The sequence below is a fragment of the Actinoplanes sp. NPDC026670 genome, assembly GCF_040638175.1.
In the GTDB taxonomy this organism is placed as follows: Bacteria; Actinomycetota; Actinomycetes; order Mycobacteriales; family Micromonosporaceae; genus Actinoplanes.
The window spans coordinates 60,524-84,813 of the sequence record NZ_JBEZXU010000045.1 but is presented as its reverse complement, the minus strand read 5'-3'; the positions used below and the strand labels follow the sequence as shown (position 1 = coordinate 84,813).

Below are 24,290 nucleotides of genomic sequence, written 5' to 3'. Positions count from 1 at the left end.
TTTCAGCCTAATGCTCAGCGCCAGGGATCGGCCGCCCGGTCGCTCGCGGTGACCACCACGTCGGCGCCCGGCTCGGCCGAGGCCAGCGTCTCGAAGGCCGACGGCTCGTCGAGGGAACGCGCGAGCAGCGGAGTGGCGTACAGCTTGACGTCGTAGGCCCCGAGGGCACGCCGGTAGGCTCCGACCGATTCCCACTCGGTGACCAGGGTCCAGCCGGTCGGGTCCTCGATGGCCCGGGTGAGCCGGCCGGAGCGGTATCCGGGAGTGCGGGCCAGAGCGGCGAGCGCGGCGTGCGCCTGCTCCTGGAAGCCGTCCTGCGTTTCCGTGGGGACCGTGAAGCGGTTGAGCACCAGCATGTGACGAGGGTACGCACACGCGACAGGAGCGACAGTGACGCGCACATTCCTGAACCGGCTGGCCCGGGTGAATCCGACCGCGGCGTTCGCCGGGACGCTGGCCCTGCTGCTGGCCGGGCTGTTCCTGCCGGGCATCGTCGGCGCGCTGCTGCTCGGCCTGCTCGCCGCCGGCCTGGCCACCCTGACCGCGACGACCTGGCCGGTGCAGACCCCGGTCACCCGGGTGGTCCGGGTGGTGCTGCTCACCCTGCTGGTGGTGGCCGCGGTCTCGAAGTCCCTGTGAAACCATGCGGCTTTGACAATCATTGTCATTATCGACGACAGTTGGTGACATGATGCGCCGCCTGCTCCCCGCCCTCCTCCTGCTGCCCGCACTCACCGGCTGCGGAGGGGACTCCGCCGGCGCCAACGGCAAGCTCTCCGTGGTCACCGCGTTCTACCCGCTCCAGTTCGTCAGCGAGCGGGTCGGCGGCGACGCGGTGAGCGTCTCCACCCTGACCAAGCCGGGCGCCGAGCCGCACGACGTCGAGCTGACCGCCCGGCAGGTCGGCGCGGTCGCCGACGCCGGTGTGATCGTCTACCTGGGCGGCTTCCAGCCCGCCGTCGACGACGCGGTCAAGCAGAACGGCGGCGACCGCGCCTTCGACGCCACCACCGCGGTCGAGACGATCACCGAGCAGGAAGCCGACGACCACGCCGAGGAGGGCGACGCGCACACCGGGGCGGCCGCCGGCGCCGACCCGCACGTCTGGCTCGACCCGACCCGCCTCGCGAGCATCGCCGACAAGCTGGCCGAGCGCCTCGGCAAGGCCGACCCGGCGCACGCCGCCGACTTCACCGCCCGCGCCGCCACCCTGCGCGCCGAGCTGACCACGCTGGACGGCGAGTTCAAGACCGGGCTGGCCGAGTGCGCCCGGCGCGAGCTGGTGACCAGCCACACCGCGTTCGGCTACCTGGCCGACCGCTACGAGCTGACCCAGATCGGCATCACCGGCATCGACCCGGAGACCGAGCCGTCACCGCAGCGCCTCGCCGGCGTGGCCGCCGAGGCCCGTGAGCACGGCACCACCACGATCTTCTTCGAGACCCTGGTCAGCCCCAAGGTGGCCGAGACCATCGCCAAGGAGGTGGGCGCGCAGACCGCGGTCCTGGACCCGATCGAAGGCCTCACCGACGAATCGGCAGACTACTTCTCGGTGATGCGCGCCAACCTGACCGCATTGAAGCTGGGCCTGGAGTGTTCATGAGCGTTATCGAGGTCGGTCACCTTGCGGTCGGCTACGACGGGCGGGAGGTCCTGCGGGACGTCTCGCTGAGCGTCACGGCCGGGGACGTCGTCGCGATCCTCGGCGCCAACGGCTCCGGCAAATCCACCCTGGTCCGGACGATCCTCGGCCTGGTCCCGTCCCGGCGGGGCGAGATCCAGCTGTTCGGGACGCCGCAGAAGCGGTTCCGGCACTGGGAGCGGATCGGCTACGTACCGCAGCGGCTCGGCGCCGGCAGCGGCGTGCCGGCCACGGTCGGCGAGGTCGTCGCATCAGGCCGGCTGGCCCGGCGCGGCGTTCTCCGTTTCCCCGGCAAGATCGACAAGGCGGCGGTACGGGACGCGCTGTCCGCGGTCGGGCTGCTGGACCGGATCGACGACCCGGTGACGACGCTCTCCGGCGGCCAGCAGCAGCGCACCCTGATCGCCCGGGCGCTGGCCGGCAAGCCGGACCTGCTGGTGCTGGACGAGCCGAACGCCGGGGTGGACGCGGCCAGCCAGGAGGCGTTCGCCGCGGCGCTGACCCGGTTCGCCGGTGACGGCGGGACGATCCTGCTGGTCCTGCACGAGCTGGGCCCGCTGCGGCCGCTGATCGGGCGGGCCGTGGTGGTGCACGACGGGCGGATCGCGTACGAGGGCACACCCCCCGAGCCGGCCGGTCACCACGCCGAGCCGGACCACGAACATCTGCACCCGCATGCCGAGGAGCTGAAGGTCGGCATCTGCGAGTGGGCGCCCACCGAGGGAACGAAGGCCTACTGATGGACCTGCTCACCCAGCCGTTCATGCAGCGGGCCCTGCTCGCCGCGATGATCATCGGGCTGGCCGCCCCGGCGCTCGGCATCTACCTGGTGCAGCGCCGCCTGTCCCTGATCGGCGACGGGATCGGGCACGTCGCGCTCACCGGCGTCGGGCTGGGCCTGCTCACCGGCAACGACCCGGTGTACACGGCGGTCATCGTGTCGGCTCTCGGCGCGGTCGGGGTGGAGCTGATCCGCGAGCGTGGCCGTACCTCCGGCGATCTGGCCCTGGCCATGCTCTTCTACGGCGGCATCGCCGGTGGCGTGCTGCTCGTCGGGCTGTCCGACGGCAGCGGCAACAGCAGCCTCATGCAGTACCTGTTCGGCTCCCCGCTGACCACCTCGGAGACCGACCTGGCCGTGATCGGCACGCTCGGCGCGGCGGTGCTGGCGGCCATGCTGTTCTTCCGCCCGGCCCTGTTCGCGCTCTGCAACGACGAGGAGTACGCACGGGTCAGCGGCCTGCCGGTGCGGCTCCTGAACATCCTGCTGGCGGTGACCACCGCGGTGACGGTGACGATCGCCATGCGTACCGTCGGATTGCTTCTCGTCTCCGCGATGATGGTCGTCCCGGTCGCCGCCGCCCAGCAGGTGACCCGCGGTTTCGTCAGCACCATGACGCTGGCCATGGTGATCGGCGTGAGCGCCGCCGGCGCAGGCGTCCTGGTGTCGGCCGAGGCGGACACCGCTCCCGGCGCGACCACCGTGCTGCTGGCCCTGGCCGTCTTCGTGGCCGCCGCGGTCGGTGGGACGGTCCGGCACCGGCTGCGCCGGCCCGCGCCGCAGCCGGTCGCGTCCGAGCCCCCGGATGTCGTGTTGCATGGCTGACCGCGACCTGCCTGTACCGTTGGCGAAACGATGACGACGACCACCGGTTACGAAGCGTACGAATCGGCGGGGGCGCTGCTGCGTGCTCTCTCCGCGCCGATCCGTGTCGCCATTGTGGTCGAGCTGGGCGTGGGCGAGCGCTGTGTGCACGATCTCGTGGAGAAACTCGGCGCCCCGCAGCCGCTGGTGTCGCAACACCTGCGGGTGCTGCGCGGCGCGGGGGTGGTGCGGGGTGTGCGACGGGGCCGGGAGATCGCATACTCCCTGGTGGACGAACATGTCGCCCACATCGTCGCCGACGCCGTGAGCCACGCCAGGGAGAGCCGACAGTGAACGCCGAGAGCCAGATCCGCAACACCAAGCAGCGCAGCGCGGTCAGCGCCGTCCTCGCCGAGACCGAGGGTTTCCACAGCGCCCAGGACCTGCATGCGATGCTGCGTGAGCGGGGCGAACGGGTCGGGCTCACCACCGTCTACCGGACGTTGCAGGGCCTGGCCGACGCCGGCGAGATCGACGTCATGCGGCCGCCGGGCGGGGAGCACCTCTACCGCCGGTGCAGCCAGGGCCACCACCACCATCTGGTGTGCCGGTCGTGCGGGCGGACCGTCGAGGTGCTCGGCCCGGCGGTCGAGTCGTGGGCGGACAAGGTGGCTGGTCAGCACGGTTTCGTCGACGTCTCGCACACCTTGGAGATCTTCGGCACCTGCCCGGAGTGCGCCGCCAAAGCCTGAGCCCCGCCGGGCGTGCGCCGCGGAGGGCTGACTGCGACGCTTGACGATGTGAAGCTCTATGCCGACCGCGTCCCCGTCGCCGTCCGCCAACTCGTCACCGACATCCTCGTCGTGCTCTGGGTCTACCTGTGGATAAAGGTCGCCCTGTGGATTCACGACGTGGTGGAGAAACTCGCCGTCCCCGGCCAGAAGCTGGAGAGCGCCGGCAGTGGCATCGCCGACAACCTGGCCGACGCGGGCGGCAAGGTGGGCCGGGTCCCGATCGTCGGTGACGAGCTGACGCAGCCGTTCAACGGCGCCGCCGACGCCGCCCGGTCGATCGCCGACGCCGGTCACCAGCAGCAGGAGTTCGTGGCCCAGCTGGCGCTGATCCTGCCCGCGATCGCGCTGTCGGTGCCGCTGGCCCTGGTGCTGTTCCTCTGGCTGCCGTTGCGGCTGCGCTGGGTCCGCCGGGCCGGGGTCGCGGCCGCGGTCCGCGACGATCCGGCCGGCCAGGACCTGCTGGCGCTGCGGGCGCTGGCCTCCCAGCCGCTGACCGAGCTGGCGAAGCTGGGCCCGGACATCGCACAGAGCTGGCGGGCCGGCGACTCCGAGGCGGTCGCCGCTCTGGCCGGTCTGGAACTGCGCCGTCTCGGCCTGAAACGGCGTTGACCCCGGCCGGCTCACACCGCTGTCACAACGCCGCCGTGACAGCGGTGCCGACCAGCCGGAACCGGGTCGCGTCAGTCGACGGCGGAGGCGGCGTCCTCGTCGTCGTCGCCCCACTCGCGGTGGGCGAACGGCAGGATGGCCCAGTAGGTGAGGAACCAGCCACCGGTGACGACGGTCAGCGGGATCGCCCACTTCCAGTCCAGCAGGTAGTCGGTGATCAGCAGGACGCTCGCCGTCATCGCGATCAGCATGAAGGCCAGACCGCCGGTGGCCATCTTGTGGGCGTACCGGACCAGCTCGGGTTTGCGGCCCTGCCGGAACAGCGCACGGTGGAACGCCACCGGCGAGATGATCATCGCGGTGGCGAAGGCCGCACTGATCAGCGCGACCACGTACGTGTCCTTCTGGAAATCGGTGACGTTCGGGAAGCCGCTGCTGAACGGCAGGGTCAGCAGGAACGCGAAGAGGATCTGCACGCCTGTCTGCGCGACCCGCAGCTCCTGGAGCAGGTCCGCGAAGTTGCGGTCCCAGCGCTGCTTCTCGGTCTCTCGGGGGGTGTGTGCATCGACCGCCATGACGCGCCGAATTCCCCGCCCGGGGCCTTGATCAAACGCCGACGCGGGCCAGGACGGCGTCGGCCAGCTCACGTGGCGCCTGTTCGGGCACCCAGTGGCTGACGCCGCGCATCGCGACGAGCTGGTAGTCGGCCCGCACCCAGTCCCTGGTACGCAGCGCCGCGGTCAGCCCGACCACCCCGTCCTTGTCGCTCCACACGTAGGTGGTCGGCACCGTCACCTCGCCGAGGTCGTCGATCTGGGACGTGTCGAAGGCCCGGTACCAGTTGAGGCCGCCGGTGAGCCGGCCCGGTTCGCGCATCGCCGCCACGTACTGTTCGGCGCGCATGCCGATCGGCCGGAGCATCAGCCGCAGCGCCAGGGCGTGCTGGGCGAGCAGCAGCCGCTCGGCGAACCGCCGCCGGAACACCTCGAAGTAGGCGAGCCGGGCCTTCTGGCTGGGCCGGACCCGGATGGCGAGCAGCAGCGCCCGCGGGTGCGGCACGGAGATCGCGGTGAGGGTCCGCACCCGGTCCGGGTGCCGGGCGGCCAGCTGCCAGGCCACCTGCGCGCCCCAGTCGTGGCCGACGACGTGCGCGCTGTCGAGGCCGAGCGAGTCGAGGACGGCGATGGCGTCGGCGGTCACCGACGACATGGTGTACGCGGCGACGTCGGCCGGGCGGGCGCCCGGGGAGCAGCCGCGCTGGTCGAGCGCGTAGGTCCGCAGCCCGGCCGCGTGCAGATGGGGCAGAACCAGGTCGAACTCCCGGGAATCCTGAGGAAAGCCGTGCAGCAGGAGGACCGGTTCACCATCCTCCGGCCCGCCCTCGTGAACGTCGAACGTCAATCCCTGGGCTTTGACCTCGATCACGTCGTCCCCTCCCTGTGATACCCCGCTACCAGGTGTTACGGTCATCGAAGCACATCCAATCCGACAGGGGAGCGCACTGCGCTGAGAGTGCGGGAAACCGCAGACCCTAGTACCTGATCTGGGTAATGCCAGCGCAGGAAGCTCGGTCTTTCTCCAGCCGCGTCGTGTCCTGGGCACTGTTGCCCGGGAAACACGGCGTGCGTCTCCTCCCGGTACCCACTGGGAGGCAGTCCAATGACATCAACCACCAATCGGTGGCGGACGATAGACATCGTCATCGCCTCCGTCATCGCCGTTGCGTTCGGCGTGATTTTCTGGGCCTGGGGCACGGTCTGGTCGATCACCGAGGGCGCCTTCGCGTTCTTCCCGCCGGCGCAGACCATCATCTACGGCATCTGGCTGGTCCCGGCCGTCCTCGGCGCGCTGATCATCCGTAAGCCTGGCGCTTCGCTCTACACCGAGCTGGTCGCGGCCACCGTGTCCGCGCTGCTCGGCAGCCAGTGGGGCGTCGACACGCTGGTGTCCGGCCTGATCCAGGGTCTCGGCGCCGAGCTGGCCTTCGCGCTGCTGCTCTACCGCAACTACCGGCTGCCGGCCGCGGTCCTGGCCGGCGCGCTGACCGGTCTCAGCGCGGCGTCCTACGACTTCGTCAAGTACACGGTCGGGATGGACCTCTGGTCGTACCGCATCCCGTACGCGGCGATCACCGTGCTCAGCGGCGCGATCCTGGCCGGCGCGGGCTCGTGGGCGCTGGTCCGGGCGCTCGCTCCGACCGGAGTGCTGGACCGGTTCGAAGCGGGCCGCGAACGGGCAACCGTCTGAGACATGAGTGACGTTCAGCTCCGCGGCTTCGGGTGGCGGCACGCCGGTCGCCGCTCGTGGGCGGTCCGCGGGCTGGATCTGGAGGTCCGGCACGGCGAGCGGGTGCTCCTGCTGGGTCCTTCCGGGGCCGGCAAGAGCACACTGCTCGCCGCGCTGGCCGGGCTGCTGCCCGAGGACTCCGGCGAGTCCGAGGGCACGATCCGGATCGACGGGCTCGACCCGCGCAAGGCACGCGAGCGGGTCGGCATCCTCTTCCAGGATCCGCAGACGCAGCTGGTGATGGCCCGCAGTGGCGACGACGTGGCGTTCGGCCCGGAGAACCGGGGAGTGCCGGCCGGTGAGATCTGGCCACGGGTGTCCGACGTGCTGGATCGCGTCGGTTTCCCGTACCCGATCAATCGTCCGACCTCGGCCCTCTCGGGCGGTGAGGCGCAACGCCTCGCTCTCGCCGGTGTGCTCGCGTTGCGGCCCGGTCTGTTGCTGCTCGACGAGCCGACCGCCAACCTGGACCCGCCGGGCGCCGCGCTGATCCGCGACGCGGTGGCCCGGGCCACCGGCCCGGACACCACGCTGATCATCGTGGAACACCGGGTCGCCGAGGCCCTTCCGCTGGTCGACCGGGTGGTGGTCCTGGAGCCGGGCGGCGGTGTCCGCGCCGACGGCTCACCCGAGGTGATCTTCGCCGCCTACGGCGACAAACTCGCTGACGAGGGTGTCTGGGTGCCGGGTTTCCAGGCCCCGCCGCTCAAGTCGAAAACCAAGACCACCCTTGATCTGGTACGCACGGAGCGCGCCGAAGTCCGCGGACGCCTCGGCCCGGTCACCATCGGAGCCGGAGCGGGCGAGGTCCTGGCCGTGACCGGGCCGAACGGCGCCGGCAAGTCGACCCTGGCGCTGCTGCTCGGCGGGCTGCTCGCACCCACGGCCGGGCGGGTCGAGGCGTTCGGGGACAGCCGGCCGCCGCACCGGTGGCGGGCCGCGACGCTGGCCGGCCGGATCGGGTCGGTCTTCCAGAACCCGGAACACCAGTTCGTCACATCCCGGGTCACCGACGAGCTCGCCCTCGGCCCCAGACGGCTCGGGCGCTCCCCCGCCGAGGTCGACCGGATCGTCGGCGAGCTGCTGGAACGGCTCCGGCTGGACCGGCTGGCCGGGGCCAACCCCTACACCCTCTCCGGCGGGGAGGCCCGGCGCCTGAGCGTGGCCACCGCGCTGGCCACCGCGCCGCGGCTGCTGGTGCTCGACGAACCCACGTTCGGCCAGGACCGGCGCACCTGGCGGGAACTGGTCGACCTGCTCGCCGGCCTGCGCGACGAGGGACACGGGATCGTCGCCGTCACGCATGATGACGCGTTCGTCCGTACCCTCGCCGATCGAACCGTCTCGCTCGGCGCACCGGAACCGGACCCGCTGCCTCGACGGACGCGGCCGTGACCGGTTCTTCCCGCCGTCCTGGAAGGACGCCGCTGTGAGCCTCTCGTTCGCGCCGGTCGCCGATCCGGCGGCGCCGCTGGCCCGCCGCAACCCGGTCGCGAAGGTCGGCGCCGCGCTGCTCTTCTCGATGCCGCTGATCGCCACCATGGATCCGTTCACGCCGGCCGTCGCGCTCGCCGTCGAACTGCTGGTCCTGCCGTTCTTCGGGGTACGGCCCGGCGCGCTGGCCCGGCGGGCCACGCCGCTGCTGCTGGCCGCCGTGGGGATCCTGATCACGATGGTGCTGTTCGCCGCCGATCGCGGCGGTGAGCTGCTGGTGTCGCTCGGTCCGGTCGACGTCACCACCGGGGTGCTGTCCACGGCGGGCGCGCTGAATCTGCGGATCTTCGCGGTGGCGCTGCCGGGCATCGTGGTGTTCGCCACCACCGACCCGACCGACCTGGCCGACGCGCTGGTACAGAATGCGAAAGCCCCGGCCCGGTTCGCGATCGGGGCGCTGGCCGCGTTCCGCCTGGTCCCGCTGCTCGGTGACGAGTGGCGGTCGCTCAGCCTGGCCCGCCGCGCCCGCGGTGTCGACGCCGGCCGCAACCCGGTCGCCCGCGTGCGGCTCTTCGTGTCGACGGCGTTCGCGCTGCTGGTCGGCGCGTTGCGGCGCGGGGTGCGACTGGCGGTGGCGATGGACGCGCGCGGTTTCGACGCCGAGACCCCCCGGACGTACGCCCGCCGCCAGTACTTCACCGCCGCCGACACCGCCCTGCTCGTCCTGTCGCTGCTGACAGCGGCCCTGATCATCGCCGTCTCGGTGCTGCTCGGCCACTTCCACCCGGTCGTCTGACCGCCGGCCGTCGCTCAGCCGCCTTCGGCAGTGCTCAACGCTGTGCACTCTTCGCCTCGGCGTCACGGAACCGACAGCGGGTGTTGTCCTGTTCGGACGAGGGTGACCGCCATGGGTCACGGCCACGATCATCTTCACGACCACTCGCACGCCACAGCCACCGGGGGCGACCTCCCCGAGGCTCTCGATCTCTCGGTTCCCACCGCCGAACTGTCGCCGTCCGACGCGTCCCGCCGCCGCTTCCTGCTCGGCGCGGGCCTGCTCGGCGCCGGCGCGGCGGCCTCCGTGCTCGCCCAGCCGGGCGCCGCCGAGGCCGCCGGGCTCCCGCACACCCACGACCCGGTGGGCGGCGGCACCGGCAAGGGCGGTTTCCGCTGGCTCGCCGGCGACCACCACATCCACACCCAGTACAGCTCGGACGCCCAGTACCGGGTGCTCGACCAGGCACAGAAGGGCCACGCCTACGGCCTCGACTGGCTGGTCATCACCGACCACGGCAGCGCCACCCACGCCAAGATCGGTGTCGACAAGGTCAACCCGGACATCGTCAAGACCCGCTCGGCACTTCCCTCGCTGCTGACCTTCCAGGGTCTGGAGTGGAACATCCCGGCCGCCGAACACGCGACCGTCTTCGTCCACCCCGGCCGGCACGAGGTCGACGTCCTCAAGCAGTTCGAGAACGCGTACGACGGCTCGCTGCTGCCCTCGACGAACACCGCCGCCCAGAACGAGGCGCTGGCCGTCGCCGGCATCCAGTTCCTCGGTGAGCAGGTCCGCAAGCGCAAGATCGACGGGGCGCTGTTCTTCGCCAACCACCCGGCCCGGCGCGGCATCGACTCCCCGCACGAGATCCGCAACTGGCGCGACGCCGACCCCACGGTCGCCGTCGGTTTCGAGGGCGCGCCCGGCCACCAGGCGGCCGGCATCCCCGCCCCGAACGGCCGCGGCGGCGCCCGTGGCTACTACGACAACAACCCGTCGGCGGCGTCGTTCCCCGGGTACCCGCTGGAGAGCTACCGCACGTGGGGCGGCTTCGACTGGATGACCGCCACCGTCGGCGGACTCTGGGACAGCCTCCTCGCCGAGGGCAAAGCGTGGTGGATCACCGTCAACTCGGACAGCCACGTCAACTATCTCGACCAGACCGGCCGCGGCCCGGGCAGCGACTTCGACGCCAACGGCAAGTACAACGACCCGGTCTACACCGGCACGGTCAACACGACAGCCGGCGACTTCTGGCCCGGCTACTACGGCCGGACCAACGTGGGCGCGTCGTCGTTCTCGTACAAGGCGGTCATGGACGGCCTCCGCGCCGGCCGGATCTGGGTCGACCACGGGCGCCTGATCAAAAACCTGGATGCGCGGGTACGGGTGACCGGCGACCGCCGCGACCACACCGGAACCCCGCTCGGTGGCGTCCTCCAGGTCAAGCGCGGCACCTCCACCGAACTGGTCCTCGACATCGATCTCCAGGACGTGCCGAACTGGGCCGGTTTCGTGGCCGCTCTCAAGCGGGTCGACGTCATCGTCGGCACCGTCACCGGCCCGGTCACCGACAAGGACACCTACACCACCCCGGACACCCGGGTGGTCAAGTCGTTCGAGGTCACCAAGAGCAGCGGACGGGTCACCTTCACCTATGACCTGGGCCGCCTCGACAAGCCGTTCTACCTGCGGGTTCGTGGCACCGACGGCAACCGCACCCAGCCCGGCCTGCTCGGCGCGGCGGTCGACCCGTACGGCCCGCAGCTCGACGTGGTCGGCGCCGCCGATCCGTGGGGCGACCTGTGGTTCTACACCAACCCCATCTGGGTCCTGCCCCGATGACGCCGTACCCGGCAACCGGAGCTCCGGCCGCTTCCGCGGCCGGGGCCACCCGGCCCGTCCCCGCCCACCCTTCTCCAGCCGCCACCACCCGGCCCGTCCCCGCCCACGCCGGGGCCGGTCCCTCCCCCGGCGGGGCCGACTCTTCTCCCGTTGGGTCCGGCCCTTCTCCCGCCGGGTCCGGCTCTTCTTCCACCGGGTCTGGCTCTTCTTCCACCAGGTCCGGCTCTTCTTCCACCGGGGCCGCCCGGATAGTCGGAGTGAGCCTGGGGCATGCCACGCTCGCGGAGGCCGATCACTGGATCCAGACGCTGGCGCCGGCGCCGGTGCTCGCCTGCACGCACCTGGTGCGCGAACCGTTCCCCCACGTCGCGATCAGCCTGCTCACCGCGCACACCTTCGCGACCGCTCCGGACCTCGAACCGGCCGTAGCCGCTGCCGCGACCGGACAATTCGGACGAGCGGTCCGGTTCCCCGGTGTCGAGCGCCTGACCGGCGCACTCACCGTCAGCGAAATCCTCCAGCGCAGCTCGATCGCCCGTGTCGAGGTGCTCGGCAGCGGCCCGGCCACTCCGGACACGATCGTCGAGACCGGCGATTTCGTGCGCCCTCAGTTCCGGGACGGCGAACTGATCCTGATCACCACACCGGCCGCCGGCGGAACCCTGGTCCCATTCGAGACCCGAAACCCGACCCCCTGCTGCACCGACCACTGACCACCAGCCGTCGCCCACAACTGTTAAACCCCACCCAGAACCACCGTGAACGACGGCTGGCGGGCTCAGCCGTCGCCCACAACTGCTAAACCCCACCCAGAACCACCGTGAACGACGGCTGGCGGGCTCAGCCGTCGCCCACGACTGCTAAACCCCACCCGGAACCACCGTGAGCGACGGCTGGCGGGCCTGGGTTTCGCGCGCGCGGACGGCGTACCGGATGGCTCGCTCTTCGGGATGGGGTGTGTGCGGTGACCGGGACGCATTGCCGGGCCCATAGGGTTGCCGCATGTCTCGTCACCCCCTGCCGCAGCTGCTGGCCGAGGCACGTAGCGGCGTGCTGGTGTTCAGCGTCACTCCGCCGCGGCGCAGCGCCACCGAGGAGCGGATCAAGGAGATCGCCGAGGTCACGCTCGACCGGCTGACCGCGCTCGACCTTGACGGCCTGATCCTGTACGACATCGACGACGAGTCGGACCGGAACCCGGACGACAGGCCGTTCCCGTATCTGCCGACGCTCGACCCGGGCCGCTACTACGCCGAGCACCTGACCGGCTGGCGGCAGCCGGTGATCATCTACAGGTGTGTCGGGAAGTATTCCGAGGACGAGCTCCGCGACTGGATGAGCGGTGCCGACTCGCGGGTTCTGAGCGTTTTCGTCGGCGCGTCGTCAGGTGGCAAGGAGGTCCGCACCGGGCTGCGCCGCGCCCAGGAGCTGCGCGCCGAGGTGCGCCCGGACCTGCCGCTCGGCGCCGTCGCGATCGGTGAGCGCCCCGACGAGCACCTGCGCATGCTGGCCAAGCAGGATCGCGGCGCCTCGTTCTTCGTGAGCCAGGTCGTCTATCACGTCAACGACATGAAGAACCTGCTCAGCGACTACTTCTACGAGTGCCGGGCCCGGAGCGCCGCCCCGCGGACGGTGATCTTCACGCTGTCGCTGTGTGGGTCGTTGAAGACGCTGGAGTTCGTCCGGTGGCTGGGTGTCGACGTCCCCCGCTGGCTGGAGAATTCGATCAGGCACGCGGACGATCCACTCGCCGAGTCCTACCGGCAGTGCTTGGCGATCGCCCGCGACCTGATCGATTTCTGTGAGCACCTGGGTCTGCCTTACGGCTTCAACATCGAGAGCGTGTCGATCCGCAAGGCCGAGATCGAGGCCAGCATCGATCTGGCCGCCGAGGTGTCCGGGATGCTTCGCTACCGGCGCTGATCGATTTCGGCCATCTCCTCGGCGGTGAGCCGCAGTGCCCCGGCGGCGATGTTCTCCTCCAGGTGAGCGACGTCGCCGGTGCCCGGAATCGCCAGCACGTGCCTGCCCTGCTGCAATGTCCAGGCGAGCCGGACCTGATGCCCGGTGACCCCACGAGCCGCAGCGATCCGCCACTCGGCGCCGCTACCCTCATTCCCGGCCCGGGCCTCGATCGCCGCTCTCGGTTGCGGGCCGTCCTCGCGGGTGGCGCCGGCGATCGTGAAGAACGGCACGAAGGCGATTCCCTCCGCACCGCATTTCCGGAGCAGCTCGAAATGCCGGCGCAGGTCCGCGGCGAAGGCGTTCTGTACACAGACGACAGGCGCGATCCGACGTGCCGCCTCGACGTGTTCCCAGCGCACATTGGAGAGCCCGAGGTTGCGAATCAGCCCTTCGGCACGCATCTCGGCGAGCATCCCGAACCGTTCGGCGACATCATCCGGCTCGGCCGGCCGGACGATCCGCAGATTGACCAGGTCGAGCGCCTCCACTCCCAGCCGGCGCAGATTGTCCTCCACCTGATGACGCAGGCGTTCCGCGGTGACTGCTTCACCCCAGCTGCCGTCCGGCAGGCGATCCGGTCCGACTTTCGTCGCGATGAAAAGCCCTTTCGGGTACGGCCGGAGCCCGTCCCGAATCAGTTCCGCCGCATACCGAACATCCCCCGTTTCCCCGTCGAGAATCCCCCCGGGCGAGAAGTAGAACGCCGCAGTGTCGATGTGATCGACGCCGAGCTCAACGGCTCGCCGCAACACCCGAACCGCAAGTTCCCGATCGTTCCGAACGGTGAGCCGCATCGACCCGAACCCCATCCGGTTGACGACCCGGTCCCCGAGCCGCCACTGCCCCGCCACTGACGCATCGATTCGCTCCGCTACCACCCGGCGAACCTACGCAGCCCTTCCCCCAGCCGCACTCCACCACCGACCCGATACCGACAAAGGCCGATAGCTGATAGTTTTCAGACAGTGAGATGAGGGTCAGTCGATCGTCCCCGGCTCTGCGATCCATCGCACCGGCTGACCGGTCACCTCAGCAACGCTCACGAAGTCACGGTCATAATGGAGCAACGTCAAGCGATGCTGTTCGGCCGTGACCGCGGTGAGAAGATCGACCGCACCCGCCGATCGATGCGCCCCTTTCTCGGACAGCGCATCCTGCAGTCGGTAGGCCTTTTTGAAAGCGCCGTCCGGCATGACCACCCAGCTGAACATCCGCCGGAGAAGCTTCTGCTGACGACCACGATCAGCATGAGAACGAGCCGTGTAGAGCATCTCGATCTCCGTGATGTCGCACGTTGCGATCAATCCGTCCGTCACCGTCGCGTCCCACTGCTCGAGAACATCGGGATTACGGAGCAATCGAACCAGTGCGCTCGTGTCGATCAGGAACTCAGCCGTGTTCAACGGCGGTTGCGCTTGTCGAGCAGCTCATCGAACTGGCCGGTCTTGGCGATCTCCACCATCTCGGCGAGTGCCCTGGCTCGCTGGGCACGGGCGGCGGCATCACGCAGAGCTGCATTGACGGTGTCGCCCGTGGTCGTCGTCCCGAACCACTCCGCCGCGTCGGCCAGCGCATCGTCATCAAGATCGACCAGGTTTTTGGTCATCAGGTCTCCCATGCAGCGATCAGCTCCCTAAGCATAGTTCATCTAGTCACAGTCCAACTGGTCTTTGACCTAGACTAGTCGCTTGCATTGATCGACTCAAGCCGGCGAGGGCTGGGAGGATGGGGGCATGCTGGTTGCCTTTTCCGTGACGCCCATCGGGGCCGGTGACTCCGTGGGGGACGCCGTCGCCGAGGCGGTCCGTGTGGTTCGCGCCTCCGGGCTGCCGAACCGGACCGATGCCATGTTCACCACCATCGAAGGCGAGTGGGACGAGGTGATGGCCGTGGTCAAGCAGGCCGTCGACGCCGTCGCGAAGGTCTCGCCGCGGGTCAGTCTCTCGCTGAAGGCGGATGTCCGGCCGGGTGTCACCGGCGCGCTGACCGCCAAGGTCGAGCACATCGAGCGGGTGCTGGCCGAGTGAGACGACTGGTGATGTGGGACATCGACTACACCCTGCTGCGCGGCGGCGGGGTGGCGTCGACGGCCTGGAAGGCGGCGTTCACCGAGGTGACAGGTGTGCCGTGGCAGGACACGCCGATCTTCGGCGGGCGCACCGACACGGACATCTGCACCGAGGTGTTCGCCTCGCACGGGGTGACCGACTGCACGCACGAGCGGTTCTTCGCCCGCTACGTGGAGGTGGTGCACGCGGCCCGGCACGAGTTCGCCGAGCAGGGCCGCCTGATGCCCGGGGTCCGTGCGGTGCTGGACCACCTGGGGCACGACCCGGACGTGGTGCAGACCCTGGTGACCGGCAACGTCCCGCAGGTGGCGGCGATGAAGGTGGCGGCGTTCGGCCTGGACGGCGCGTTCGACGCGGAGATCGGCGGTTACGGCACCGACGACAGTGTCCGGGCGACCCTGGTGCGCCGGTGCCTGGAGCGGGCTCGCGCCAAATACCGCGAGGACTTCCGCCCGGTGGTGATCGGCGACACGGTGAACGACGTGACGGCGGCGCTGGCGAACAACGCCGTGGCGATCGCGGTGGCGACCGGCGCGACCACGGCGGCCGAGCTGACCGCCGCGGGCGCGCATGTGGTGCTGCCGGACCTGAGCGACCTGGAGGCCGCGGTGACGGCCCTTACAACCTGAGCTCCGGCGGCGAACCGGTCCACCGGAGCTGCTCGGGCAGGTGGGACAGGTCGTTGAAGACGATCACCCGGGTCCGCCCGCTGGGGAAGTACCTGATCACGGTGAGCCCGGTGTTGGCCGGGATGACGTCCCGCCACCGTGGCTCGGGTGTCTCCAGCGCGTCCCGGACGAACCACGCCACCTGGAAGGCGTGCGTGATCACCAGCTCATGCCGCTCGACGTCGAACGGGCCGGTGAACTTGGCGATCATCGCGGCGGACGCGGCCGGCTCGTCGGTCGGGAAACGATCGTCGAGCTCGTCGGCCACCTGCACCGGCACACCGGGCAGGTGGGCCGACACGATCGCGGCGGTCCGCACCGCCCGGGGCAGCGGGCTGTGGCTGATCGCCGCGAACGGGACCCCGCTGAGCCGTTCACCGAGGAGGGCGGCCTGCTGCTCGCCGGCGGCGCTCAGCCCGGTCTCGTCGGAGGTGGCCTCGGCGTGCCGGGCGATCCAGAGGTGCCGGACTCCGCTCACGTGGGGCTGACCGGGTTGGGCAGCGCCCCGCCGAACCGCCTGTCCCGCTGGGCGAAGAGCTCACACGCATACCAGAGGTGGCGGCGGTCGAAGTCGGGCCAGAGCGTGTCCAGGTAGACCATCTCCGCATACGCCGACTGCCAGAGCAGGAAGTTCGACGTACGCTGCTCGCCTGATGGCCGCAGGAACATGTCCACCTCGGGGATCTCCGGGTGGTAGAGGTATTTGGCGATGGTCTTCTCGGTGACCTTGTCGGCCTTGAGCTTGCCGGCCGCCACGTCCCGGGCGATGGCCGCGGCCGCGTCGGCGATCTCGGCCTGGCCGCCGTAGTTGACGCAGAACTGGAGCGTCAGCTTGGTGTTGTGCCGGCTCATCTCCTCGGCGGTCTGCAGCTCGGAGATGACGCTCTTCCACAGCCGCCCGGCCCGCCCGGACCAGACGACCCGCACGCCGAGGTCGACGAGCTGGTCACGGCGGCGGCGGATGACGTCGCGGTTGAAGCCCATCAGGAAGCGCACCTCCTCGGGCGAGCGCTTCCAGTTCTCGGTGGAGAAGGCGTACGCCGAGAGATACGGCACACCGATCTCGATGGCGCCCTCGATGGTGTCGAAGAGCGAGTGCTCCCCCTGCTCGTGCCCCTTGGTCCGGGAGAGCCCGCGCTCCTTGGCCCAGCGGCCGTTGCCGTCCATGACGATCGCCACGTGTTTCGGCAGGGCCGCGGAGGGCAACTGGGGTGGCCGGGCGCCGGAGATGTGTGGGGTGGGCGGACGCGGGCTCAAGGTTTCAACTCCCGTCGATCGACAAGCGGGAGCGAGCGCAGCGCCCGCTCCATGTGCCATTGCAGGTGGGCGGCGACGAGCCCGCTGCACTCGCGGCGCACCGACGGCGCGGACGCGTCCGCCACCGCCCAGTCGCCGGAGGTGAGGGCGGACATCAGGCCGAGGGTGTCGGGGCTGGGGTGGGCGGACCCGGGCGGCCGGCAGTCGGGGCAGACCGAGCCACCGGCCGGGACCGAGAACGCCGCGTGCTGCCCGGCGGTGCCGCAGACCGCGCACTCGGTGATCGCCGGCGCCCACCCGGCGAAGGCCATCGCCCGGAGCAGGTAGGCGTCGAGCACCAGGGCGCCCGGATGCTCGCCGGCGGAGAGCGCCTTGAGCGCCCCCAGGGTGAGCTGGAACAGGCGCAACGCGGGCTCCCGCTCGACCGGGGTGAGCCGCTCGGCGGTCTCGCAGATCGCGCTGGCCGCGGTGTATCGCGGGTAGTCGGTGAGGAAGTTCTTGCCGTAGAGCGTGACCGCCTCGACCTGGCTGACCGAGTGCAGCGCGCTGCCCAGGCCCTCGGGGGATCCGGCGAGCTGGAGGTCGATGTGACCGAACGGCTCGAGCCGGGCGCCGAAGCGGGACGACGTGCGGCGCACGCCCCGGGCGACGGCCCGCAACCGGCCGTGGCGGCGGGTCAGCAGGGTGACGATCCGGTCGCTCTCGCCGAGTTTCTGCACACGCAGGACCACCGCGTCGTCGCGGTAGAGCTGGCGGCGGTATCCGGCGGGCACCCCGCCATTCTGCCCCCTGCCTACGACAGACCCTGACCCGGATCTCAGGGTCGTCTAGGGGACGGGACCGATGGTTTCCAGGGGCCCACCAAAATAGCGTCAGGACATGACCCGCAGAGTTGCCCTGATCCTCGCCGCCGCCGTCTCGGCGGGCGCCCTCGCCGGCTGTGACGGCGTGGTGGGCGCTCGGATGACCTTCGACGACACCGAGACCGCCAAGGTCACCGAGGTCGTGCTGACCGGTGGCGCCAGCAACGTCACGGTGGAGTCGGACGCCTCGGCGACCGAGACCCACATCCGCCGGGTGATCTACGGCGGCACCGATCCGGGCGGCTCCTACACGCTGGCCGGCGGGGTGCTCACCCTGGACGGCGACTGCGGCCGTGACTGCCGGGTCGACTTCGTGGTCACCACCCCACCGGGGGCCGCGGTGAAAGGTGAGCTGCGTTCCGGCGACGTGATGCTGCGCGGGACCGGCGCGGTCGACCTGAAACTGACCTCCGGCGACGTGATGGTGGAGAGCAGCTCCGGCCTGGTGAAGGTGCGGACGACCTCGGGCGATCTGAATGTGATCGGCGGCTCCGAGGTCAACCTCGAGTCGAATTCCGGCAATCTCTCGGTGATGGACGCGACCGGGCCGGTGACCGCCAAGGCGGCCTCCGGCGACATCGATCTCAAGCTGACCGCGGCGGCGTCGGTGACCGCGTCGGTGAACAGCGGTGACATCAATCTGATGGTGCCGTCCGGCGACTACCGGGTGCGCGCGGTGACCGGCTCCGGCGACAAGAACGTCATCGGGATCACCGACAACCCGACCTCGGACAAGGTGCTGGAGCTCCGGACCGGCGGTGGCGACCTGATGGTCACCGGAGGCTGACGGCCGGCTCCGGCTCGCGGGGGCCGGCCGGAGCCGGTGAAACGGGGATGGGGATCCGCCGGCCGGGCAGCAGCACCGGGGGCCGGCCGGCGGCCACGTCCTCGATCCAGCCGAAAAGGAGGACGAACCCGGTCAGCAGGACAGCGACGACGGTGAGCCGCCAGCTGATCCCGACCCAGCCGATGATCGGCAGGCCGTGCCGCTCGCCGAACTGGGTGACCGCCACGACCACCGGCACGTGCCAGAGGTAGATCGTGAGGGCGCGGGCGTTGAGCACGGTGAGCACCCGGTTCCCGCTGATCACCGGCCGGAGGCAGCCGAGCACGACCAGGATGAACGCGGCCGACCAGAGGGCGTTGCCGAGCGGGATGTCGTTGAGGTCCCAGCCGCGCGGGCCGGGGTGGGTGGTGATCCAGGCGAAGGCCGCGACGGTGACCGCGGCCGCGATGCCGAGCAGCCGGCGGCGGCCCAGTCGTTCCAGGTGGCCGTCGTGGTGGGCGAAGCCGAGCAGCCATGCCCCGCCGTAGAGGGCGAGGCTCTGCGCGACCGGCGGCACGGTCCGCCCGGCCATCGTGATCACGATCAGGGCGAGGTACGGCGTGAGGATCGTGGCCAGCGGAAACCGGCGGTAGACGGGCAGCACCAGCGGCGAGAGCAGCACCATCCAGAGGAAGTCACGCAGATACCAGGTGTGGCTGAGGCCCTGGACCCACCAGCCGGTGGCCTCCGGCGTGTCGATCGGAAATCCCCAGAGCAGGAGCATCGTGTTCCAGCTGGAGGTGCCGGTGGCCAGCATGACGGTGACCGCGATCGCGGCGAGCACCCACAGTGACGGCAGCAGGCGGCGGAGCCGGCGCTCGACCGCCCACACCCCGAACCGGTCGAGCGAGGCCGCCATGAGCGACCCCGCCAGCGCGAACATGACCGACATCGCTGGGAGGACCACGGTGAACGCGGCCCACCCGGTGATGTGGTAGATCACGACCCGGACGGTAGCCACGGCACGCAGCAGGTCCAGGTACCGATTTCGCATGGACCAAGGTGTTACCCGCGCCGAGTCAACCTGTGCAAACTATGGTGAAGTTCACCATAGTCAGAGAATGTCCAAGTTTCGATCAGAAACCGAGCTTACGCAGCTGTTTGGGGTCTCGCTGCCATTCCTTGGCCACTCGAACGTGCAGGTCCAGGTAGACCCGACGACCGAGGAGCTGTTCGATCTCCGCGCGGGCCTTCGTGCCGACCTCCTTGAGCCGTGCGCCACGGGTGCCGATCACGATCGACTTCTGGCTGTCACGCTCCACATAGATGTCCGCGAAGATCCGGGTGAGGTTGCCCTCGACCAGCATCTCCTCGACGAGCACGGCGATCGAGTGCGGCAGTTCGTCGCGGACGCCCTCCAGCGCCGCCTCGCGGATCAGCTCGCCGATCAGGACCTGCTCCGGCTCGTCGGTGAGCACGTCGTCCGGGTAGAGCTGTGGCGACTCGGGCATGTGCCGGACCATGACGTCGGTCAGGATCTCCACCTGATGCCCGGAGACCGCGCTGACCGGGACGATGTCCGCGAAGTCGTACAGCTCGGACACCGCGAGCAGCCGCTGGGCCAGGGTCTGCGGGTCGACCAGGTCCACCTTGGTCACCACCGCGATGACCTTGGCCTTCAGCTCGCTGATCTCCGACGAGATGAACCTGTCGCCCCGCCCGATCGGCTCGTCCGCCGGGAAGCACACGCCGATCACGTCGACCTCGCTCCACACCTCACGGACCAGGTCGTTCAGCCGCTCGCCGAGCAGCGTCCGGGGGCGGTGCAGACCGGGGGTGTCGACCAGCACGAGCTGCGCGTCCGGCCGGTGCAGGATGCCGCGGATCACATGCCTGGTGGTCTGCGGCTTGTTCGAGGTGATCGCGATCTTCTGGCCGACGATGGCGTTGGTCAGGGTCGACTTGCCGGCGTTCGGCCTTCCGACAAAACAGGCAAAACCCGCACGGTAGACGTCGTCTTGCGGTGCAGCGGCCCGCGCGGCCTTGTGCCGGTGCTTCTTGACCCTTTGTGGAGTACGGACGTCGCCTTCGACAGAAGCACCACCCCGTCCCCGGGAGCTGCCGGTGCCGCCCGCCTTACCCGTAGGCCCGGCTGACGCCCCGTTTCCACGGGGCGCCGGCCCGCCTCTGCCTCCGGCGGAGCCGCCTTCACCCGTACCGGATGCGGGGTTTGATCTTGTGGGTTTGCGTCCGCCCTGCTCCTCGGCCCGGCGGGCCGCCCGGCGTTCCTGCCGCCGCTGCTCGTTGCGCTCGCCGGCGGTGAGACGCCGCTCACCTTGATCCCCGGAGGCCGGACGCCGTTCCGGCTTCTCGCCGGCCATCACTGGACCGTGCCGGACAGCGCGCCGTCCGGGCCCGCCAGGTGCACCGGCGCGTCGGCCGCGAGGTCACGCACCGCCGCGAGGCCCGCGCTCTCCAGCGAGGACGCCTCGGTGACGACCGCGGCCGCCTCCAGCCGGGTGGCCCCGGACGACACGGCCTGCGCCACGGCGAGCTGGAGCGCGCTGAGCGAGAGGCTGGTCAGTTGCACCGAAGCGGCCGCGTAGGTGCGGCCGTCCTGGTCGCGCACCGCAGCGCCCTCGGCCGCACCCACCCGGGTCCGGGAATGGCGCGCGAGGGTCACCAGCTTGGCATCCTCGGCGCTCAGCGCATTGTCGGCAACGATCTGGTCAGGCATCGGCGGGTTGTCTTTCCTCGTTCTCGGCTACGTTCTCATCGTCCTGCGCGGCCCCCGGCTCCGGACGGATCCGGCGCACCAGCACCGAGTCGATCCGGTTCCGTCGGCCGGTGGTGCCTTCGGCGGTCAGGTGCAGGCCCCTGACCTCGGCTTTCGCGCCCGGGATGGGCACCCGGCCGAGGGTCTGCGCGAGCAGGCCACCGACCGTCTCGACCTCGTCGGCGGGCAGCTCGACACCGAACACGTCGCCGAGGTCCTCGATCGGGAGGCGGGCCGCGACCCGGACCGCACCGTCGTCGAGGTGCTCGATCGGCGGGCGCTCGACGTCGTACTCGTCGGTGATCTCGCCGACGATCTCCTCCAGGATGTCCTCGATGGTGACCAGGCCGGCGGTGCCACCGTACTCGTCGACCACGATGACCAGGTGGTTGCGGGCGGCCTGCATCTCGGAGAGCAGGTCGTCGACGGGTTTCGACTCGGGCACGAAGTTCGCCGGGCGCATCGCCTCGGCGACCGCCTGCGAGGTCGCGGCCGGATCACCGTTCTGCGTGCGCCGGATCACGTCTTTCAGATACAGCACACCCAGCACGTCGTCGACGCTCTCGCCGATCACCGGGATCCGGGAGAACCCGGACCGCAGGAACAGGTAGAGCGCCTGCTGGAGGGTCTTCGGCGCCTCGATCCACACCATGTCGGTACGCGGGACCATCACCTCACGGGCGATGGTGTCACCCAGCGTGAACACGGAGTGGATCATCTCGCGCTCGCCGTGCTCCACCACACCGCGCTGCTCGGCCAGGTCGACCAGCTCACGCAGCTCCACCTGGCTGCCGAACGGGCCCTCCGGGAACCCCTTACCGGGAGTCACCGCGTTACCGATCAGGATCAGCAGCTTGGCGAGCGGGTTGAGGACCCGGCCCAGCCAGCGCACCAGCGGGGCGGTCGCCCGGCCCACCGCGTACGCGTGCTGGCGCCCCAGGGTCCGCGGGGCCACCCCCACCACGACGAAGCTGACCAGTGTCATCGCGCCCGCCGCCACCAGCGCGGCCCGCCAGCCGACCTCCCACGTGTCGACCGCCACCAGGGTCACCAGCGTGGTCGCGGTCAGTTCGCAGAGCAGGCGCAGCAGGAGCAGCAGGTTGACGTAGCGCACCACGTCGGAGGCGACCGCGGCCAGCGCGCCGGCGCCCCGTTTCCCCTCCCGGGCCAGCTCGGTGGCCCGGGCGTGGGAGACGGTCGCCAGCGCGGCATCCGTCATCGAGGCCAGGCCGGCGAGGAGCACCAGCAGGACCGCGAGGGTGATCAGTTGCAGATCCGGTAGGCCGGCCGAGGCGGGGTCCATGATCAGCCGGCTTTGCGTCCGGCTCGCCAGCTCTGCAGAAGCTTGTTCTGCAGAGCGAACATCTCCCGCTCCTCATCCGGCTCGGCATGGTCGTAGCCGAGCAGGTGCAGGGCGCCGTGCACGGTGAGCAGGTGCAGCTCGTCGGCGGCGGCGTGCCCGGCGACGGTCGCCTGCTTGGCGGCCACCTCCGGGGAGAGCACGATGTCGCCGAGCAGCGCCGGCTCGCCGGCCCCGGACTCGCCGGGGCCGTGGTCGACGCTGCCCTCGTCCATCGGGAAGGCGAGCACGTCGGTCGGGCCATCGCTGCCCATCCACCGATGGTTCAGCTCGGCCATGTAGTCGATGTCGACGAGCAGGATCGACAGCTCGGCGAGCGGGTTGACCCCCATCTCGTCCAGGGCGTGCCGGGCGACCGCGAGAATCGCGTCGGTGTCGACCTCGACTCCCGACTCGTTGGCGATCTCGATGGACATAGTGGTGCGATTACCCCTTGTGTATCAGCGCCGTCGGCCCGGCGTCCGGCCACCGCTGGCGGCCCGGCCCGGCACGGCGTGGACGGATTGTGCTGTCTGCTGCTCCTGCGCCGCGTCGAACCGCGCATAGGCGTCGACGATCTCGGCGACCAGACGGTGCCGCACCACGTCGGAGCTGGACAGCTCCGCGAAGTGCACGTCCTCCACGTCGCGCAGGATCTCCCGCACGATCCGGAGACCGCTGGTGGTGCCGCCGGGCAGGTCGACCTGGGTGACGTCGCCGGTGACCACGATCTTCGCCCCGAACCCGAGACGGGTCAGGAACATCTTCATCTGCTCGGGCGTGGTGTTCTGCGCCTCGTCCAGGATGATGAAGGCGTCGTTGAGAGTGCGGCCACGCATGTACGCCAGCGGCGCGACCTCGATCGTCCCGGCCGCCATCAGGCGCGGGATGGTCTCCGGGTCGAGCATGTCGTGCAGGGCGTCGTAGAGCGGCCGCAGATACGGGTCGATCTTCTCGGTCAGCGTGCCGGGCAGGAAGCCCAGCCGCTCCCCCGCCTCGACCGCCGGCCGGGTCAGGATGATCCGGTTGATCTGCTTGGCCTGGAGCGCCTGCACCGCCTTGGCCATCGCCAGATACGTCTTACCGGTGCCGGCGGGGCCGATGCCGAAGACGATCGTGTTCTTGTCGATGGCGTCGACGTAGTGTTTCTGCCCCAGGGTCTTGGGCCGGATGGTGCGCCCGCGCCGGGACAGGATGTTGAGGGTGAGCACCTCGGCCGGCCGCTCGGAGGTGTTCTCCTGGAGCATCCGGAGGGTGCGGCGGACGGCGTCGACGCTGAGCGTCTCGCCCTTCTCGATCAGCTCGATCAGCTCGGAGAAGAGACGCTCGGCGGTCGCGTTCTCGGCCGGATCGCCGGTGATGGTGATCTCGTTGCCGCGGACGTGCACGTCGCTTTCGATGGTGCGCTCGATGAGCCGGAGGATCTCGTCCTTGGCGCCGAGCAGGTTCACCATGATCTTCGGGTCGTTCACCGAGATCTTGGTCTGCGCCCGCACCGGGCTGGTCGAGCCAGTGCTGGATTCGTTCGGCGTACCGGTCATAGGGTGGCCCGAAGGGCCTCCGCCACCTGCTCTCTTCTTCATCGCCGTCCGGGTCGGGCGGCTCGCTCAAGGA

General features: G+C 70.3%; 30 protein-coding genes, 1 pseudogene and 1 riboswitch. Of the genes and pseudogenes, 16 read left to right on the top strand and 15 right to left on the bottom strand.

Annotated features, from left to right (window positions below; all coding sequences use genetic code 11):
- Nucleotides 1-14 precede the first annotated feature (14 nt).
- Nucleotides 15-356 carry an antibiotic biosynthesis monooxygenase family protein gene (locus AB0E94_RS35000; protein WP_317788025.1) on the bottom strand — a complete coding sequence of 114 codons (342 nt, stop codon included), beginning with the start codon at nt 354-356 and terminating at the stop codon, nt 15-17.
- A 34-nt stretch (nt 357-390) separates the two neighbouring features.
- On the opposite strand from AB0E94_RS35000, the gene AB0E94_RS34995 reads away from it, so the two are divergent.
- The 7 genes from AB0E94_RS34995 to AB0E94_RS34965 are packed head-to-tail and all read left to right on the top strand — an operon-like array spanning nt 391 to nt 4,630.
- Entirely contained in the window at nt 391-639 is a 249-nt protein-coding gene (locus AB0E94_RS34995) for a DUF6703 family protein (RefSeq protein WP_360335380.1), read from the top strand.
- A 49-nt stretch (nt 640-688) separates the two neighbouring features.
- Nucleotides 689-1,603: a metal ABC transporter substrate-binding protein gene (locus AB0E94_RS34990; RefSeq protein ID WP_360335378.1), complete on the top strand. Its 915-nt coding sequence runs from the start codon at nt 689-691 to the stop codon at nt 1,601-1,603.
- The gene (locus AB0E94_RS34985; RefSeq protein ID WP_360335376.1) at nt 1,600-2,382 is read left to right on the top strand and encodes a metal ABC transporter ATP-binding protein; all 783 of its coding nucleotides are present in this window, start codon (nt 1,600-1,602) and stop codon (nt 2,380-2,382) included. Before AB0E94_RS34990 ends, AB0E94_RS34985 begins: the two co-directional genes overlap by 4 nt.
- A complete protein-coding gene (locus AB0E94_RS34980; protein ID WP_360335374.1) occupies nt 2,382-3,248 on the top strand; it encodes a metal ABC transporter permease in 867 nt (288 codons plus the stop codon). Before AB0E94_RS34985 ends, AB0E94_RS34980 begins: the two co-directional genes overlap by 1 nt.
- Before the next feature lie 30 nt (nt 3,249-3,278).
- On the top strand, nt 3,279-3,581 hold the full coding sequence (locus AB0E94_RS34975) for a metalloregulator ArsR/SmtB family transcription factor (RefSeq protein WP_093621506.1): 303 nt from the start codon (nt 3,279-3,281) through the stop codon (nt 3,579-3,581).
- Complete coding sequence (locus tag AB0E94_RS34970) at nt 3,578-3,979, top strand: transcriptional repressor (RefSeq protein WP_360335372.1); 402 nt, start codon at nt 3,578-3,580, stop codon at nt 3,977-3,979. Before AB0E94_RS34975 ends, AB0E94_RS34970 begins: the two co-directional genes overlap by 4 nt.
- Nucleotides 3,980-4,027: 48 nt before the next feature.
- Nucleotides 4,028-4,630: a hypothetical protein gene (locus tag AB0E94_RS34965; RefSeq protein ID WP_360335370.1), complete on the top strand. Its 603-nt coding sequence runs from the start codon at nt 4,028-4,030 to the stop codon at nt 4,628-4,630.
- Nucleotides 4,631-4,701: 71 nt separating this feature from the next.
- On the opposite strand, the gene AB0E94_RS34960 is transcribed toward AB0E94_RS34965, so the two are convergent.
- Both AB0E94_RS34960 and AB0E94_RS34955 read right to left on the bottom strand, forming a co-directional pair.
- Nucleotides 4,702-5,205 carry a DUF6328 family protein gene (locus AB0E94_RS34960; RefSeq protein ID WP_360335367.1) on the bottom strand — a complete coding sequence of 168 codons (504 nt, stop codon included), beginning with the start codon at nt 5,203-5,205 and terminating at the stop codon, nt 4,702-4,704.
- A 31-nt stretch (nt 5,206-5,236) separates the two neighbouring features.
- Complete coding sequence (locus tag AB0E94_RS34955; RefSeq protein ID WP_360335399.1) at nt 5,237-6,052, bottom strand: alpha/beta hydrolase; 816 nt, start codon at nt 6,050-6,052, stop codon at nt 5,237-5,239.
- 58 nt (nt 6,053-6,110) lie between these two features.
- A riboswitch (TPP riboswitch) is annotated at nt 6,111-6,213 on the top strand.
- Nucleotides 6,214-6,289: 76 nt separating this feature from the next.
- On the opposite strand from AB0E94_RS34955, the gene AB0E94_RS34950 reads away from it, so the two are divergent.
- The 6 genes from AB0E94_RS34950 to AB0E94_RS34925 all read left to right on the top strand — a co-directional run bounded on the left by AB0E94_RS34950 (nt 6,290) and on the right by AB0E94_RS34925 (nt 12,896).
- The gene (locus AB0E94_RS34950) at nt 6,290-6,877 is read left to right on the top strand and encodes an ECF transporter S component (protein ID WP_360335365.1); all 588 of its coding nucleotides are present in this window, start codon (nt 6,290-6,292) and stop codon (nt 6,875-6,877) included.
- A gap of 3 nt (nt 6,878-6,880) precedes the next feature.
- A complete protein-coding gene (locus AB0E94_RS34945) occupies nt 6,881-8,311 on the top strand; it encodes an ABC transporter ATP-binding protein (RefSeq protein ID WP_360335363.1) in 1,431 nt (476 codons plus the stop codon).
- Between the two features lie 34 nt (nt 8,312-8,345).
- Nucleotides 8,346-9,146: an energy-coupling factor transporter transmembrane component T gene (locus AB0E94_RS34940; protein WP_360335361.1), complete on the top strand. Its 801-nt coding sequence runs from the start codon at nt 8,346-8,348 to the stop codon at nt 9,144-9,146.
- Between the two features lie 111 nt (nt 9,147-9,257).
- Nucleotides 9,258-10,973 (top strand): PHP domain-containing protein, encoded by a 1,716-nt coding sequence (locus tag AB0E94_RS34935; protein WP_360335359.1) that lies wholly within the window; start codon nt 9,258-9,260, stop codon nt 10,971-10,973.
- Between the two features lie 257 nt (nt 10,974-11,230).
- Nucleotides 11,231-11,686 (top strand): hypothetical protein, encoded by a 456-nt coding sequence (locus AB0E94_RS34930; RefSeq protein ID WP_360335357.1) that lies wholly within the window; start codon nt 11,231-11,233, stop codon nt 11,684-11,686.
- 289 nt (nt 11,687-11,975) lie between these two features.
- Complete coding sequence (locus AB0E94_RS34925) at nt 11,976-12,896, top strand: 5,10-methylenetetrahydrofolate reductase (RefSeq protein ID WP_360335355.1); 921 nt, start codon at nt 11,976-11,978, stop codon at nt 12,894-12,896.
- Here AB0E94_RS34925 and AB0E94_RS34920 read toward each other — a convergent pair.
- From AB0E94_RS34920 to AB0E94_RS34910, 3 genes are all read right to left on the bottom strand, one after another.
- The gene (locus AB0E94_RS34920; protein ID WP_360335397.1) at nt 12,884-13,732 is read right to left on the bottom strand and encodes an aldo/keto reductase; all 849 of its coding nucleotides are present in this window, start codon (nt 13,730-13,732) and stop codon (nt 12,884-12,886) included. The genes AB0E94_RS34925 and AB0E94_RS34920 overlap by 13 nt on opposite strands.
- A 183-nt stretch (nt 13,733-13,915) precedes the next feature.
- Complete coding sequence (locus tag AB0E94_RS34915) at nt 13,916-14,341, bottom strand: PIN domain nuclease (RefSeq protein WP_360335353.1); 426 nt, start codon at nt 14,339-14,341, stop codon at nt 13,916-13,918.
- Nucleotides 14,338-14,544, bottom strand: coding sequence for a DUF2191 domain-containing protein (locus AB0E94_RS34910; protein ID WP_360335351.1), 207 nt, complete (start codon nt 14,542-14,544; stop codon nt 14,338-14,340). Before AB0E94_RS34910 ends, AB0E94_RS34915 begins: the two co-directional genes overlap by 4 nt.
- 127 nt (nt 14,545-14,671) lie before the next feature.
- Between AB0E94_RS34910 and AB0E94_RS34905 the strand changes: the two genes are divergently transcribed.
- Together AB0E94_RS34905 and AB0E94_RS34900 are read left to right on the top strand one after the other, a co-directional pair.
- Complete coding sequence (locus AB0E94_RS34905; protein ID WP_360335349.1) at nt 14,672-14,965, top strand: MTH1187 family thiamine-binding protein; 294 nt, start codon at nt 14,672-14,674, stop codon at nt 14,963-14,965.
- Nucleotides 14,962-15,636: a haloacid dehalogenase-like hydrolase gene (locus AB0E94_RS34900; protein WP_360335347.1), complete on the top strand. Its 675-nt coding sequence runs from the start codon at nt 14,962-14,964 to the stop codon at nt 15,634-15,636. The genes AB0E94_RS34905 and AB0E94_RS34900 overlap by 4 nt, the downstream gene beginning before the upstream one ends.
- Here the strand turns inward: AB0E94_RS34900 and AB0E94_RS34895 are convergent.
- The 3 genes from AB0E94_RS34895 to recO are packed head-to-tail and all read right to left on the bottom strand — an operon-like array spanning nt 15,626 to nt 17,705.
- Nucleotides 15,626-16,153 carry a histidine phosphatase family protein gene (locus tag AB0E94_RS34895; RefSeq protein ID WP_360335345.1) on the bottom strand — a complete coding sequence of 176 codons (528 nt, stop codon included), beginning with the start codon at nt 16,151-16,153 and terminating at the stop codon, nt 15,626-15,628. The two genes, AB0E94_RS34900 and AB0E94_RS34895, sit on opposite strands and share 11 nt — an antisense overlap.
- Nucleotides 16,150-16,932 carry an isoprenyl transferase gene (locus tag AB0E94_RS34890; protein ID WP_360335343.1) on the bottom strand — a complete coding sequence of 261 codons (783 nt, stop codon included), beginning with the start codon at nt 16,930-16,932 and terminating at the stop codon, nt 16,150-16,152. The genes AB0E94_RS34895 and AB0E94_RS34890 overlap by 4 nt, the downstream gene beginning before the upstream one ends.
- Entirely contained in the window at nt 16,929-17,705 is a 777-nt protein-coding gene (recO, locus tag AB0E94_RS34885; protein WP_360335340.1) for a DNA repair protein RecO, read from the bottom strand. Before recO ends, AB0E94_RS34890 begins: the two co-directional genes overlap by 4 nt.
- Nucleotides 17,706-17,811: 106 nt before the next feature.
- On the opposite strand from recO, the gene AB0E94_RS34880 reads away from it, so the two are divergent.
- Nucleotides 17,812-18,582 (top strand): DUF4097 family beta strand repeat-containing protein, encoded by a 771-nt coding sequence (locus AB0E94_RS34880; RefSeq protein WP_360335338.1) that lies wholly within the window; start codon nt 17,812-17,814, stop codon nt 18,580-18,582.
- Here AB0E94_RS34880 and AB0E94_RS34875 read toward each other — a convergent pair.
- From AB0E94_RS34875 to AB0E94_RS34850, 6 genes and pseudogenes are all read right to left on the bottom strand, one after another.
- Nucleotides 18,569-19,615, bottom strand: coding sequence for an acyltransferase (locus AB0E94_RS34875; protein WP_360335336.1), 1,047 nt, complete (start codon nt 19,613-19,615; stop codon nt 18,569-18,571). The genes AB0E94_RS34880 and AB0E94_RS34875 overlap by 14 nt on opposite strands.
- An 82-nt stretch (nt 19,616-19,697) precedes the next feature.
- Nucleotides 19,698-20,570, bottom strand: a pseudogene (gene era, locus AB0E94_RS34870) (GTPase Era); the annotation flags it as partial.
- A gap of 371 nt (nt 20,571-20,941) precedes the next feature.
- Nucleotides 20,942-21,298 (bottom strand): cytidine deaminase, encoded by a 357-nt coding sequence (locus AB0E94_RS34865; protein WP_360335334.1) that lies wholly within the window; start codon nt 21,296-21,298, stop codon nt 20,942-20,944.
- Nucleotides 21,291-22,640, bottom strand: a complete 1,350-nt coding sequence (locus AB0E94_RS34860; RefSeq protein ID WP_360335332.1) for a hemolysin family protein — start codon at nt 22,638-22,640, stop codon at nt 21,291-21,293. Before AB0E94_RS34860 ends, AB0E94_RS34865 begins: the two co-directional genes overlap by 8 nt.
- A 2-nt stretch (nt 22,641-22,642) precedes the next feature.
- Nucleotides 22,643-23,113, bottom strand: coding sequence for an rRNA maturation RNase YbeY (gene ybeY, locus AB0E94_RS34855; protein ID WP_360335330.1), 471 nt, complete (start codon nt 23,111-23,113; stop codon nt 22,643-22,645).
- A 24-nt stretch (nt 23,114-23,137) separates the two neighbouring features.
- Nucleotides 23,138-24,217, bottom strand: coding sequence for a PhoH family protein (locus tag AB0E94_RS34850; RefSeq protein ID WP_360335328.1), 1,080 nt, complete (start codon nt 24,215-24,217; stop codon nt 23,138-23,140).
- Nucleotides 24,218-24,290: the final 73 nt, after the last annotated feature.

Coding starts and splice junctions, on each gene's coding strand:
- AB0E94_RS34880 (WP_360335338.1), top strand. CDS start 17,812: ATGACCCGCAGAGTTGCCCTGATCCTCGCCGCCGCCGTCTCGGCGGGC.
- AB0E94_RS34850 (WP_360335328.1), bottom strand. CDS start 24,217: ATGACCGGTACGCCGAACGAATCCAGCACTGGCTCGACCAGCCCGGTG.
- AB0E94_RS34925 (WP_360335355.1), top strand. CDS start 11,976: ATGTCTCGTCACCCCCTGCCGCAGCTGCTGGCCGAGGCACGTAGCGGC.
- AB0E94_RS34920 (WP_360335397.1), bottom strand. CDS start 13,732: ATGCGGCTCACCGTTCGGAACGATCGGGAACTTGCGGTTCGGGTGTTG.
- AB0E94_RS34990 (WP_360335378.1), top strand. CDS start 689: ATGATGCGCCGCCTGCTCCCCGCCCTCCTCCTGCTGCCCGCACTCACC.
- AB0E94_RS34860 (WP_360335332.1), bottom strand. CDS start 22,640: ATGGACCCCGCCTCGGCCGGCCTACCGGATCTGCAACTGATCACCCTC.
- AB0E94_RS34960 (WP_360335367.1), bottom strand. CDS start 5,205: ATGGCGGTCGATGCACACACCCCCCGAGAGACCGAGAAGCAGCGCTGG.
- AB0E94_RS34935 (WP_360335359.1), top strand. CDS start 9,258: ATGGGTCACGGCCACGATCATCTTCACGACCACTCGCACGCCACAGCC.
- AB0E94_RS34945 (WP_360335363.1), top strand. CDS start 6,881: ATGAGTGACGTTCAGCTCCGCGGCTTCGGGTGGCGGCACGCCGGTCGC.
- AB0E94_RS34985 (WP_360335376.1), top strand. CDS start 1,600: ATGAGCGTTATCGAGGTCGGTCACCTTGCGGTCGGCTACGACGGGCGG.
- AB0E94_RS34950 (WP_360335365.1), top strand. CDS start 6,290: ATGACATCAACCACCAATCGGTGGCGGACGATAGACATCGTCATCGCC.
- AB0E94_RS34980 (WP_360335374.1), top strand. CDS start 2,382: ATGGACCTGCTCACCCAGCCGTTCATGCAGCGGGCCCTGCTCGCCGCG.
- AB0E94_RS34875 (WP_360335336.1), bottom strand. CDS start 19,615: ATGCGAAATCGGTACCTGGACCTGCTGCGTGCCGTGGCTACCGTCCGG.
- AB0E94_RS34975 (WP_093621506.1), top strand. CDS start 3,279: ATGACGACGACCACCGGTTACGAAGCGTACGAATCGGCGGGGGCGCTG.
- AB0E94_RS34910 (WP_360335351.1), bottom strand. CDS start 14,544: ATGACCAAAAACCTGGTCGATCTTGATGACGATGCGCTGGCCGACGCG.
- AB0E94_RS35000 (WP_317788025.1), bottom strand. CDS start 356: ATGCTGGTGCTCAACCGCTTCACGGTCCCCACGGAAACGCAGGACGGC.
- ybeY (WP_360335330.1), bottom strand. CDS start 23,113: ATGTCCATCGAGATCGCCAACGAGTCGGGAGTCGAGGTCGACACCGAC.
- AB0E94_RS34865 (WP_360335334.1), bottom strand. CDS start 21,298: ATGCCTGACCAGATCGTTGCCGACAATGCGCTGAGCGCCGAGGATGCC.
- AB0E94_RS34905 (WP_360335349.1), top strand. CDS start 14,672: ATGCTGGTTGCCTTTTCCGTGACGCCCATCGGGGCCGGTGACTCCGTG.